The organism is Streptomyces sp. SYP-A7185, assembly GCF_046103685.1.
Lineage (GTDB): Bacteria > Actinomycetota > Actinomycetes > Streptomycetales > Streptomycetaceae > Streptomyces.
In genome coordinates this window covers 1,508,724-1,520,577 of record NZ_CP122310.1, presented here as the reverse complement: position 1 = coordinate 1,520,577, position 11,854 = coordinate 1,508,724, and the positions used below count along the sequence as shown (strand labels likewise).

Genomic DNA, 11,854 nt, shown 5'->3' with positions numbered 1-11,854 from the left:
TGCTGGTGGTTGGCGTCGCCCCCACGTTTCAGCGCTTGTTCCAGGATGTGATTTTTGATTAACATAGCGAGGTGCGTCGCCGTCGACAAGGGCATCGACGTGACCCTCCGGCTCGATTCCGTCCCGTACGACCGAGGAGCCCGCATGACCACGGAGCAGGACCAGATCCCCGGGCCGCACGGCTCTGCCGCGAGCGGCTGTCGACCCGCGTGGGTGACGGCCGCGTCGATCGCGACCTGGTGTGCGTGGGTGAGCCGGGACGCGACGGCCGACGGGCCAGGCCGTCCGGAGCCGGTGACGGCCGTCGCGCCGTTCGACCTGTCGCCGATCGCCGCCGTCCCCGCCTGCGGTCCGCAGGACGTCACGGCGGCGGTGGCCGCGGCCCGCGCGGCCCGGCCGCGGTGGGCGGGGACACCGCTCAAGCGCCGCGGGCAGGTGGTGCTCGCCTTCCACGACCTGCTGTTGGAGCGGCAGGAGCAGGTGCTCGACCTGATTCAGTGGGAGACCGGCAAGGCGCGCTACCACGCCTGGATGGAGGTGGCCCAGGTCGCGGCGATCGCCCGGCACTACGCGCGGCGGGCCCGGCACTATCTGGCTCCCCGGCGCGTACGCGGGATGGTGCCCGGCCTGACGAAGGTCGAGGAGGTGCGCGTGCCGAAGGGCGTCGTCGGGATCGTCTCGCCCTGGAACTACCCCCTGTACCTCGGTGTCGGCGACGTGCTGCCCGCCCTCCTTGCGGGCAACGCGGTGGTCTCCAAGGCGGACGAGCAGACCGCGCTGACCCTGCTGTGGACGCGGGCCCTGATGGCGGAGGCCGGGCTGCCCACCGAGCTGTGGCAGATCGTGGCCGGTCCCGGGGCGGCGGTGGGGACCGCGCTGGTGGACGCCGTCGACTTCGTCTGCTTCACCGGGTCGACCGCCACCGGACGCACCGTCGCGCAGCGGGCCGCCGGCCGGCTCGTCGGGGCCTCGCTCGAACTCGGCGGCAAGAACCCGCTGATCGTGCGACAGGACGCCGACATCGCCGCCGCGGCGGCGGGCACGGTGGCGGCCGCCTTCGCCAACACCGGGCAGATGTGCATCCACGTCGAACGCGTCTACGTCCACGAGGCGGTGCACGACGCCTTCCGCACCGCACTCGTCGAGGCGACGCGGGCCCTGACGCTCGGGCGGTCCTACGACTACACGGCCGATGTCGGATCCCTGACCTCGGCGGCGCGGCTCGCGGCCGTCGAGGCCCATGTCGACGGCGCGGTGGCCAAGGGGGCCACCGCCTTGGTGGGAGGCCGCGCCCGCCCCGACATCGGCCCGCTCTTCTACGAGCCGACCGTCCTCGAAGGCGTCACGCCCGAGATGGCCGTGTGCGGCGAGGAGACGTTCGGCCCCGTGATCTCGCTGTACGCCTACGGCTCGGACGGCGAAGCGGTGGACCTGGCCAACCAGGGGACGTACGGCCTCTCGGCGTCGGTCTGGTCGAAGGACACCCGCGAGGCCGCCCGGCTCGCGGGGCGGATCCGCGCCGGATCGGTCAACGTCAACGACGGCGCCGCCGCGGCGGCCGGCAGTGTCGAGGCCGGCATGGGCGGCATGGGCGACAGCGGACTGGGCCGGCGCCACGGAGCCGAGGGCATCCGCAAGTACACCGAGAGCCAGACGATCGCCACGCAGCGGCTCATGCCGCTGGGACCGCCGAAACCGGGGGAGAGTTCGATGCGGAGCTTCGTCCGCCGCACCAACGGACAGCTGGCCCTGCTGCGCCGGCTGGGTGTGCGGTGAGCGGCCGGTTGCCGCCGGTGGGCGAGCGGTGGCGGACCCTGCGGGCGGCACGGGGGCCGGTCGACCCCCACGAACTCGACGCTCTGTGGGCGGACCTCGACACCGTCGACGCTTCGGTGCTCCTCGGCTCCTGGCGCGGGTTCGCCTTCCTGACCGGCCACCCCATCGAGAAGGTGCTGGCGGCCGGCAGGTGGCACGGCAAGCGGTTCGACGCGCTCGACGACGCGAAGCCGCTCATCTGCCGGGCCGACGACGGCAGCCTCTTCTCCGACACCAAGGCGGGCCGCGGCGAGGCCAGCCTGTGGAACGTCGAGTTCCGTGGCGAGGTGACCGCCACGATGGTGTACGACGGGATGGCCGTGCTCGACCACTTCAAGCGCCTGGACGACGACACCCTGATGGGCGTGATGAACGGCAAGCCCCGTCTCGTGCTCGCCGAAGGCCGCCCCTTCTACTTCGGCCTGGAACGCGAGTGAGGACCTCCGTCCTGCTCTCGCGCGGCCCCGCAGCCGCCGAGCTCGTCGAGGCCGAACTGGACGACCCGCGCCCGCACGAGGTGATCGTGCGGATCGAGGCGGTCGGCGTCTGCCACACCGATCTCGTCATGCGCCGGGCACTGGGGAACCGGCCCGCCGTGCTCGGCCACGAGGGGTGCGGCATCGTGGAGCGGCGGGGCGCGGAGGCCGGCGCCCTCGCCGTGGGGGACCGGGTCGTCATCTCCTTCGCCTCCTGCGGCCGGTGCGGGCAGTGCCGGGCCGGACATCCCGCGTACTGCGACCTTGCGACCGCGCTCAACGGATCGGGGCGGCGGGCCGACGGATCGCCGACCATCCGTGTCGGCGGCGAGCCGGTCTTCGGCGCCTACTTCGGGCAGTCGTCCTTCGCCGCGGCCGCGCTGGCCGACGCCCGCTCGTGCGTCCCGGTGGGCGACACGTCACCGGAGGTCGCCGCCCCGCTGGGGTGCGGATTCCTCACCGGCGCGGGCGCGGTGCTCAACGTGCTGCGGCCCGGCCCTGGCGACCGGCTCCTCGTGGTCGGCGCGGGCGCGGTCGGCACCGCGGCCGTACTGACCGCCCTGTCCGACGGCGTGGAGGTCGTCGTGGCGGAACCGGTCGCCGCCCGCCGTGACTTCGCCGTCCGGTACGGCGCGACGGCGCTCGCCTCTCTGGACGGCCCCGTCCCGCCGGTGACCCACGCGCTCGACACCACCGGGCGCCCCGGGGCGATCGCTCGCGCCCTCACGCTGCTGCGGCCCCGCGGTGTGCTCGCCGTGGTCGGCCTCGGGCCCGCCACGGCCGAGATCGACGTGCGCGCCCTGATGCTGCGCGGACTCGAACTGCGCGGCTGCGTCGAGGGCGACGCCGAGCCGTCGCTGCTCGTACCCGAACTGATCCGGCGTCACCAGGAGGGCGCACTGCCCCTCGACGCGCTGGTGACGACGTACGACCTGGGCGCCCTGGACCGGGCGGTCGCCGACCAGCGGGCGGGCCGGACGCTGAAGCCGGTGCTCCTTCCCGCCCGCTGACCGAAGCCCCTCACCCTTCCTGTGCCCCTCCCCGTCCCTGCCGCATGTCTCTCGTCCCCGGACGAGAGCAGTCCCGATCGGAGTCCTCATGGCCCGTGCGATCTTCGCCGAACGGTCGCTCTACGACGACGACCACGAACTTCTGCGCGAGACGGTCCGCGCGTTCGTCGACAAGCACGCCGCGCCGCACGCCGAGCGGTGGCGGGCGCAGGGCAAGGTCGACCGCGACCTCTTCGAGGAGGCCGCGCGGGCCGGAATCCTCGGCTTCAACATCCCCGAGGAGTACGGCGGCGGCGGAGTCACCGACTTCCGCTTCAACGCGGTGATCGGCGAGGAGTTCTCGCGCCATCCCGCGTCGGACGGCCTCGCCGGGGTGGGCCTGTCCAACGACATCGTCGTGCCCTACTTCACCGACCTGACCAACGACGAGCAGAAGGCCCGCTGGCTGCCCGGCATCGCCGCCGGGACGCGGATCGTCGCGGTCGCGATGACCGAGCCCGGCACCGGCAGCGACCTGGCCGGGATCGCCACCACCGCCGTCCGCGACGGCGACGCGTACGTGATCAACGGCAGCAAGGTCTTCATCTCCAACGGCCAGAACGCCGACTTGGTCGTCACCGCGGTCCGGACCGGACCGGGCCGCCACGACGGGATCAGCCTGCTGGTCGTCGAGGCCGACCGGCCCGGCTTCGCACGGGGGCGCAACCTGGAGAAGGTCGGCCTGCACGCGCAGGACACCAGCGAGTTGTTCTTCCGGGACGTCCGCGTGCCGGTCGCCAACCTGCTCGGCGAGGAGGGCTCCGGCTTCAAGGCCCTGATGCGCAATCTTCCCCAGGAGCGGATCTCGATCGCCGCCAACGCCATGGCGTCGATCGAAGGCGTCCTGGAGCGGACCGTGGGATACGTCAGGGAGCGCACGGCCTTCGGCCGCACCATCGGCTCCTTCCAGAACACCCGCTTCCAACTGGCCGACATGGTCACCACCGCCCGCGTCGGCCGCGCCTACCTGGACGACCTGCTCGCCCGGCACTCCCGGGGTGAACTGAGCGCCGCGGACGCCGCGGCGGCGAAGTTCTGGGCGACGGAGCAGTACGTGGACATCGTCGGCCGCTGCCTCCAACTGCACGGCGCCTACGGCTACATGCTCGAATACCGCATCGCCCACGACTATCTCGACTCGCGCATCACCACCATCTACGGCGGCACCACGGAGATCATGAAGGAGATCGTCGCCCGCGACCTGGGGCTCTAGGCCGCCACGCCGTCCGGACCGTCAACCGTGCCGTCAACACGGCGATGCCCGCGGCAACTCCGTCACGAAAATGCCCACCCTTGGCTGCATCTCCGCGGGCCGTTCAGGGCGAAGAGTTCTGCGTAACCGCCGAACCGGCCTCCGGGAAGATCCCGGACGTGCCGCGCCGGCGGGATCACACGCATCAGCTCCACCCCGCCAGGAACGAGAAACCCCCGCATCCGCAGGCACGGACCGGGGGCACGGACGACGAACGGAGCGTCGCCATGGCCCAGCCTATGGAACCGGTGCGCGAGCGCCACAGCTTGAATCTCGCCGAAGCCCTGACGGCGCACAGGACCCTGCCCGCACGCGAGCGACTCGTCGAACTCGACCGGGAGCTGCGCGCCGAACTGGCCCACTTCATGCCCCTCGTGCAGCGGCAGGCCGACGACCTGAACCGCGGCACCATCGCCTGGAACATGCGCGTGCACGCGCTCAACGCCAGCCGCAACGCCCTCGCCTGCGAACTCAGCATGAGCTCGCTGCACGCCGCCATGGACGTCGCCGAACTCGGCCGCCGGCTGCGCGAACTCGTCGGCTACGCGCGCGAGGACGACCCCGCGTGAGACGGGCGCGTGCCTGACGTCGACGTGACCACGCCGATCCCCCGGCGTGACCACGCGGACGCCATGGAAGCACCCCTCTTTCGATCGGCACAGGTGGCTCAGATCTGCCTGGGATTCCGGACGTTGTTCGATCTCTCGCACAGACGTTGCTATGCTCGCGCACCGCGCTGCGGCGGTACGGGGCCATCTGCGCGCGGGCAGAGCCGCTCAGGCACAGAAAGAGGTCACCCGTGGGGACAGCCGCCGACGACGCAGCCGCCGCGGAGTTCCACGACTTCTTCGAGCGGCACTACAACGAACTCGCGCGTCTGGCGCACATGTTGACCGGAGAGAAGGACGCGGCGGACGATCTGGCCGCGGACGCCCTCGTCGCGCTCTGGAACCGCTGGGACCGGGTCAGGGCCGCCGACCACCCGGTCGCGTACGCCCGTGGAGTCGTCGCCAACATGGCGCGCAGCCGCATCCGCAGCGCCGTCCGGGAACGCCGCCGCGTCGCCCTGTTCTGGGGGCAGCGGCCGGAGGGCGTCGACGACCCGGACATACCGGCGGTCGTCGACGTGCAGGAGGCGTTGCGCACGCTGCCGTTCCGCAAGCGGGCCTGTGTGGTCCTGCGGCACGCCTTCGACCTCTCGGAGAAGGACACCGCGCTCACCCTGGGCGTCTCGGTCGGTACGGTGAAGAGCCAGACGTCCAAGGGAATGGCGGAGCTGCAACGGCTCCTCGGCCACCGGGTCGCTTCGCAACTGGTGGGAGGGAGGCAGTGATGGACGACGTACGCAAGCAGCTGCGCGATGCCGCGGACGAGCACCGCCCCGACAGGGAACGGATGCTCGCCCGCGTCGAGCGCGGCATGGAGCGCGACACCGCCGTCCCCGCAACCTCCTCCCGCGGTGGTGCGCGGCGGCCCGCCCCCTGGCTGCGGATCGCGGGCGCCACGGCCGCCGTCGCCGGAGTCTTCGCCCTCGGCGGGTATGCCGTCGCCTCCGTCGTCCAGGGCGACGACCCGCCGTCCCGCACCGTGGGCACACCCGCCGCCCCCGACTCCCCGCCCGCGCCGAGCCCTGCCGACTCCGCGCCGGACGACGGGAACGCCGGACCCAGCGCACCGGCCGAGCCCGCACACCCCTCGGGCAAAGGCACGAAGGGCCCCAAGGACACGAAGGGCCCCAAGGACACGAAGCGTGCGCCGGCCCCTGACGCCCAGGGCGTCGAGGACGGGTATCTCTGGAGCGACGGCTCCGTCGACCCGCGGAGCAACGACTTCTGGGCGCAGAGCACCCTCACCTTCAAGACTGGCAAGCCGCTCACCGCACTCACCGTCGAACTGCGCGTCGCGCAGACCGGCGGAGTCCTCGACACGGGCAACTGGCGCTCCCTGCCCGCCGACGACTTCAGCGTCCTTGTGCGCGAGACGGGCGGCGAGCTGGTCTACCGGTGGACGCTCAAGGCGGGCCGGACCGTGCCGGCGGGCGAGCACGTCTTCGCGGGCCAGTACAACCACGCCGAGGGCGGCAGGGACGCGGGCGAGGACACGTACGCGGCGGAGGCGACCGCGTCGGGCGGACGGGACCGGAAGGCCGCGGTGCGCGGCGACTTCGCACGCACCTCCTAAGGGGCGTCGCAGCCCGCCTCCCGAGGGGCGTCGCACGTGCCTCCCGGCGGGCGTCGCGCGCCTCTCCCCCGGGGGCGGGAAGAATTTTCCAGGGGGCGGCAACCTTTCGCGGCCGGGCGGAGACCAGCAGACGCAAGGTCATCCCCCCAGCGAAAGAGCGGTCCCCATGACCACCCGACGAGCCGCATCCCGCACGAGCCACAAGCGCCGCCTCACCCGCCGCCGCGTCGCGGGCGCGACCGGCGGCGCGCTCCTGCTGACCGGAGCCACCCTGGGCGCCAACGCGCTGCTCTCCCCGGCGGGAGCGGCGACCACGGCCGCCGCCTGGCCGACCCCCACGGGCGACAAGCCCGTCACCCGGACCATCGAGGTGTCCGGCACCTACGACGGCAAGCTCCAGCGCTTCTACGGCAGCGGCGACCTCGGCGGCGGCGGCCAGGACGAAGGCCAGGACCCCGTCTTCAAGCTGAAGGACGGCGCGGTCCTGAAGAACGTCGTCCTCGGCAAGCCCGCCGCCGACGGCGTGCACTGCTCGGGCAGCTGCACCCTCCAGAACGTGTGGTGGGAGGACGTCGGCGAGGACGCGGCGAGCTTCAAGGGCACCTCCAGCAGTGCGGCGTACACCGTCACCGGCGGCGGTGCCAAGAAGGCCGACGACAAGGTCTTCCAGTTCAACGGCGCCGGCAAGCTGAACATCAGCGGGTTCCAGGTCGCGGACTTCGGCAAGCTGGTCCGCTCCTGCGGCAACTGCTCCCGGCAGTACAAGCGCACGATCACCGTCAACGACGTGGACGTTACCGCCCCCGGCAAGTCCCTGGTCGGCATCAACACCAACTACGGCGACACGGCGACCCTCGGCAAGATCCGCATCCACGGCGACAGCAGCAAGAAGATCAAGCCCTGCGTCCGCTACACCGGCAACGACTCGGGCGACGAGCCCAAGGAGACGGGCAGCGGCCCGGACGGCACGTACTGCAAGTACAGCGCCTCGGACATCAGTTACCGGTAAGGCCCCCGGCCGACGCGTGCTTTAGTGGGTGCTCACTGAACGAGCGCTCAGGAGGGCCCGGTTGCTCCGTCTGCATCTGACGGCCGCCACCCTGCTCAGGGTGTCCGCGGAAGGGGCGGCGACGGCCCTGGTGCTCACCGTGCAGGCGCGCACCGGGAACGCGGCTCGCGCCGGATTCGTGCAGACCGCGATGCTGCTCCCGTACGTCCTGAGCGGGCCGGTCATCGGGCATGCGCTGGACCGGACCGGCCGGCCGCGCCGTCTCGTGGCCGTGCTGGCGGGCGCCTATGCCGTCGCGACCGCCCTGCTCATGATGTCGGCGGGGCGCTCGCCGCTGGTGCTCGTCCTGCTGGTGGCCGCCGTGGTCGGCTGCGTCGAACCGGTCGTGGTGGCGCTCACCAGCCTGCTGCCGAGGTTCGTGCCGCCCGAACAGCTGTCACGGGCCTATGGACTTGAGGCGTCGAGCTACACCGTCGCGGCCGTCGCGGGGCCCGGCCTCGCTGCGACGGTCGCCGCCGTGGCGGGCGGCGGGGACACCGGGATCGTGGTCGTGGCCGCCGCCGCGCTCGGCGCGCTCGCCCTGCCCCTGTTGCGGATCGCGCCCCCGCAGGTCCGGCACGAGGGCACCCGGGCCGGTGTCGGGCAGATCGTGGCGGGCGGGCTCTCGGTCCTGGGGACCAACCGGGTGCTGCGGGCCCTGACCGTGTCGACGACGGTCGCCTGGTTCGGCTTCGGCGGGTTCACGGTGGCCGCGGTGCTGCTCGGCCAGGACATCGGGGCGGGCGCCGGAGCGGGCGGGCAGCTGCTGGCCTGTTTCGCCCTGGGGTCCCTGCTGGGCGCTCTCGCCTCGGCACGGTGGCTCACGCCCGTGGGAGCCGAACGGACCGTGGTCGCGGGTCTGCTGGGGTTCGGTGCCGCCGTGGCCGCACTGGCGCTCGTACCGTCACTGCCCTGGGCCTGGGCGGTCTGCGGGGCCGCGGGGATTGCCGAAGGACCCCTGTTCGCCGCGACGTTGATGCTCCGTCAGCGCGAGGCGCCGGCGGACCGGCTCGGCCAGGTCAACACCACCGGCGGCAGCCTGAAGATCGGCGCGTCGGCGGGTGGCGCGGCCCTGACCGGGGTGTTCGCGGGGCAGCTGGGCGCGGACGGTCTGATGCTGGGCATCGCCGCGTTCCAGTGCGCGGCGACGGCCCTCTGGCTGTGGCTCCGCAAGGTGCCCGGCCGCTGAACCAGGGCGCGCGCGACCGCCCTGGTCCAGACGGGTCACCCGGAGGGGTGCGGGCTCAGCGGCGCTTGCCCGCACCCGCGTGGCGCGCGAGGAGCCCCGGAAGCACACGCGGGTCGTCCACCCGCGTCCGCAGGACCGGTGTCCAGCCCGCACCCGACCGGAGGGTCTCCTGCGGCAGCTCGGCGTTGTGGACGGCGATGAGATCCACCCGCCGGCCGTTGACGTAGTTGGCGTCGGCGGTGACCGGTGCCTCCTTCCACTTCTTGAGGATCTTCGCGGCACTGACCCCGGCCGGCAGCGTGAACGCGTTCTTCTGCGCGACCAGCCGGGACTCCTGCCCGATGCCGAACGAGTACTGATAACCGTCCGCGGGGACCACGTAGTGGTTGTTGTACGTGTCGACCTGCCCGAAGCGCACGCGTGGCGCCCGTTCGACGATGTTCCGGAAGACGTTGTGGTGCAGGGTGACCCGCAGCTTGCCGCGGTCGGTGGCGCCCGCGCTGTCGCTGTTGCCGATCATCAGGGTCTTGTCGTGGTCGGCGAAGACGTTCCAGGAGACGGTGACCAGATCCGCGCCGCGGACGACGTCCAGCTCGCCGTCGTGCTGCTGGTACACCTCGCCGTAGTAGGACGGCAGCGAGGCGTCGGGGTGCTCGCCGTCGGTGAACGTGTTGTGGTCGACCCACACGTGCGTCGAGCCGTACACCACCATGCTGTCGTACTCGGAGTTCCAGGCCCCCCGCTCCCCGTCCGTGGGGTCCCACTGCGGGAAGCAGTCCAGCGGGCTCTCCAGGGTGAGACCGCGGACGACCACGTCGTCCACGCCCTGGATCTGCAGGCTTCCGCCGACGATCCCGGCGTCGCGTGAGACGCCCACGATGGTCGTGTCGGCGGGGACGTACGCCTTGACGGCCCCGGCCTGCCGGGCCGCCGACGCCGCCCGCAGGTCCTCCTGGGCGCCGCTGACGGGCGTGTCACGGCCCCATACGGCGGGGTCGTAGTCGGCGAGGTACCGCTCGAAGTCGTAGCCGTCGGCCTCGAACGCGGAGCAGCCCGCCGCCGTGGCGTCCAGCGTCCCCTTGACCTTGACGATCCGGGGAGCGCCGGGGTCGTCCGCGAGCGCGGCCCGCAGCTCCTCCCAGGTGGTGACGGTGTACGTGTGCGCGGCGTCGGCCCCCGCGCCGCCGGTGGTCCCGCCGTCGGCGGATGCCCAGCCGTCCCGGGGCGGCAGCACGTCGTGTGCTCCGGTGGCCGAGGCCGGGGCGGCGGTGACCGCCACGACCAGGGCGGTGCATCCCGCGAGCAGGGCGAGGGTGCCGCGCCCGGCCGCGCGCGGAGCCCCGGCCGTTCCCGTCGTCTTCGTGGTCCTCATCGTCGCGGTCCTTCCGGCCAGGTGATCCAGGAGTCGGGCAGCGCCGTGCGCGGGGCGTGCCGTCACTTCTTCTGGTCGTTCCACTCGGCCTGAGCCTTGTTGAGCTGCTCGGCGAGGGTGTCGAGGAAGTCCTTGGCGGACATCTTGCCGAGCAGGACCTTCTGGTAGTTCGGCTCGTTGTCGGCCTTGCTGATGGTGTTCCAGTCGGGCAGGTAGTAGGGCAGCTGCACGATCTTCAGGGAGCCGTCGTTGAGCGCGGCGGCGGCCAGCTTGGTGGGCTCGGCCTCGTTCACCCAGGCGTCCTTGGAGGCGGCGGTGTTGGCGGGGATGGCGCCCGCGGACTCGTTCCACTTGCTGTTGGACTCGTGCGAGGCCGCGAACTCGATGAACTTCCAGGCCGCCGCCTTCTTCTTGCCGGACGTGAACAGGCCGAGTCCGTCGACCGGGTTGGAGACCTGTACGCGGTCACCGTCGTCGGTCGTCGGGTTGGGCAGGCCGCGGAACTTGTTCTCGCCGAGCGCCTTCACGTGGTCGGCGTAGGAGCCGAGGTTGTGGCTGAGCATGCCGATCTGGCCCGTGTCCCACTGGGCGTTCATCTTCTTGAAGTCGTTGTTGACGTCGGCTTCGGGGGTGTTCTTCTTGTAGAGCGCGACGTACTTCTCCAGCGCTTTCACGTTCTTCGGGTCGTTGACGGTGGTCTTGTCGCCGTCCCAGAACGACCCGATGCCGGACTGGCCGTAGGCCGCGTCGAGCGCCTGCGCGATGGAACCCTCGCCGCCGCGAATGGTGTACCCGAACTTGTTGTCATCCTTGTCGGTGAGCTTGTCGGCCGCCTCGTAGAACTTGCCCCAGGTGGTCGGCGCGTCCAGGCCCGCGGCCTTGAACAGGTCGGTGCGGTAGTAGAGCACGCCGTTGCTCGCGGACGTCGGCACCGTGAAGAGCTGCTTGCCGCCGCCCGCGGCCCGGACGCTGTCGACCATGCCCGGGTTCAGCTTGCCGTCCAGGGAGCTGCCGCTCAGCCGCTTGTCCAGCGGTTCGAGGGCGTTCTGCGCGGAGATCCCGGCGAGCATCGCGGCGCCGACACCGCCGACGTCCGGCAGGCCGCCGCCCTGGATGGCGGTGTCGTACTTCGACTGGACGCTCTCGGCGGGGATCGGCACGTATTTGACGCGGATGTCCGGGTTCTTCGCCTCGAAGTCCTTGATGATCTCCTTCCAGACGTCGGTGCGGACACCGCCGTTGTTGTCCCAGAAGGTGATCTCGCCCTTCCCTGACCCCTCCTCGCCCTTGTCCCCGCCCGCCCCGCTGCCGTCGTCGCCGCAGGCGGTGGCGGTCAGCGCGAACGCGGCGGTGAGGGCGACGGCGGCCAGCGCGCGACGGTGTCCGCCGCCGCTCGTGGCGCCGCTTCCGGCGCCGTTTCTGTTTCCGGTTCTGCTTCCACGGATGGTGATGTTCATCGTCGGCTCTCTTCG

General features: G+C 72.0%; 11 protein-coding genes. 9 read left to right on the top strand and 2 right to left on the bottom strand.

The window, feature by feature from the left end; translation table 11 throughout:
* Nucleotides 1-144: 144 nt before the first annotated feature.
* The 9 genes from QBL25_RS06475 to QBL25_RS06435 all read left to right on the top strand — a co-directional run bounded on the left by QBL25_RS06475 (nucleotide 145) and on the right by QBL25_RS06435 (nucleotide 9,010).
* Entirely contained in the window at nucleotides 145-1,776 is a 1,632-nt protein-coding gene (locus QBL25_RS06475; protein WP_409056026.1) for a succinic semialdehyde dehydrogenase, read from the top strand.
* Complete coding sequence (locus QBL25_RS06470) at nucleotides 1,773-2,252, top strand: DUF4334 domain-containing protein (protein ID WP_409056025.1); 480 nt, start codon at nucleotides 1,773-1,775, stop codon at nucleotides 2,250-2,252. Before QBL25_RS06475 ends, QBL25_RS06470 begins: the two co-directional genes overlap by 4 nt.
* The gene (locus tag QBL25_RS06465) at nucleotides 2,249-3,301 is read left to right on the top strand and encodes an alcohol dehydrogenase catalytic domain-containing protein (RefSeq protein WP_409056024.1); all 1,053 of its coding nucleotides are present in this window, start codon (nucleotides 2,249-2,251) and stop codon (nucleotides 3,299-3,301) included. Before QBL25_RS06470 ends, QBL25_RS06465 begins: the two co-directional genes overlap by 4 nt.
* A gap of 88 nt (nucleotides 3,302-3,389) precedes the next feature.
* Entirely contained in the window at nucleotides 3,390-4,553 is a 1,164-nt protein-coding gene (locus tag QBL25_RS06460) for an acyl-CoA dehydrogenase family protein (protein WP_409056023.1), read from the top strand.
* 266 nt (nucleotides 4,554-4,819) lie between these two features.
* On the top strand, nucleotides 4,820-5,161 hold the full coding sequence (locus QBL25_RS06455; RefSeq protein ID WP_409056022.1) for a DUF6415 family natural product biosynthesis protein: 342 nt from the start codon (nucleotides 4,820-4,822) through the stop codon (nucleotides 5,159-5,161).
* Nucleotides 5,162-5,391: 230 nt separating this feature from the next.
* Complete coding sequence (locus tag QBL25_RS06450; RefSeq protein WP_409056021.1) at nucleotides 5,392-5,925, top strand: SigE family RNA polymerase sigma factor; 534 nt, start codon at nucleotides 5,392-5,394, stop codon at nucleotides 5,923-5,925.
* A complete protein-coding gene (locus QBL25_RS06445; protein WP_409056020.1) occupies nucleotides 5,925-6,773 on the top strand; it encodes a hypothetical protein in 849 nt (282 codons plus the stop codon). Before QBL25_RS06450 ends, QBL25_RS06445 begins: the two co-directional genes overlap by 1 nt.
* Before the next feature lie 166 nt (nucleotides 6,774-6,939).
* Complete coding sequence (locus QBL25_RS06440) at nucleotides 6,940-7,782, top strand: pectate lyase (protein ID WP_409056019.1); 843 nt, start codon at nucleotides 6,940-6,942, stop codon at nucleotides 7,780-7,782.
* 61 nt (nucleotides 7,783-7,843) lie between these two features.
* Complete coding sequence (locus QBL25_RS06435; protein WP_409056018.1) at nucleotides 7,844-9,010, top strand: MFS transporter; 1,167 nt, start codon at nucleotides 7,844-7,846, stop codon at nucleotides 9,008-9,010.
* A 55-nt stretch (nucleotides 9,011-9,065) separates the two neighbouring features.
* Here QBL25_RS06435 and QBL25_RS06430 read toward each other — a convergent pair whose 3' ends face one another.
* Nucleotides 9,066-10,382 carry a polysaccharide lyase family 1 protein gene (locus tag QBL25_RS06430; RefSeq protein ID WP_409056017.1) on the bottom strand — a complete coding sequence of 439 codons (1,317 nt, stop codon included), beginning with the start codon at nucleotides 10,380-10,382 and terminating at the stop codon, nucleotides 9,066-9,068.
* Nucleotides 10,383-10,444: 62 nt separating this feature from the next.
* Nucleotides 10,445-11,839: an ABC transporter substrate-binding protein gene (locus QBL25_RS06425; protein WP_409056016.1), complete on the bottom strand. Its 1,395-nt coding sequence runs from the start codon at nucleotides 11,837-11,839 to the stop codon at nucleotides 10,445-10,447.
* Nucleotides 11,840-11,854: the final 15 nt, after the last annotated feature.

Excerpts from the sequence above, each read along its gene's own strand:
- QBL25_RS06440 (WP_409056019.1), top strand. The coding sequence starts at position 6,940 with ATGACCACCCGACGAGCCGCATCCCGCACGAGCCACAAGCGCCGCCTC.
- QBL25_RS06430 (WP_409056017.1), bottom strand. The coding sequence starts at position 10,382 with ATGAGGACCACGAAGACGACGGGAACGGCCGGGGCTCCGCGCGCGGCC.
- QBL25_RS06425 (WP_409056016.1), bottom strand. The coding sequence starts at position 11,839 with ATGAACATCACCATCCGTGGAAGCAGAACCGGAAACAGAAACGGCGCC.
- QBL25_RS06475 (WP_409056026.1), top strand. The coding sequence starts at position 145 with ATGACCACGGAGCAGGACCAGATCCCCGGGCCGCACGGCTCTGCCGCG.
- QBL25_RS06445 (WP_409056020.1), top strand. The coding sequence starts at position 5,925 with ATGGACGACGTACGCAAGCAGCTGCGCGATGCCGCGGACGAGCACCGC.
- QBL25_RS06460 (WP_409056023.1), top strand. The coding sequence starts at position 3,390 with ATGGCCCGTGCGATCTTCGCCGAACGGTCGCTCTACGACGACGACCAC.
- QBL25_RS06455 (WP_409056022.1), top strand. The coding sequence starts at position 4,820 with ATGGCCCAGCCTATGGAACCGGTGCGCGAGCGCCACAGCTTGAATCTC.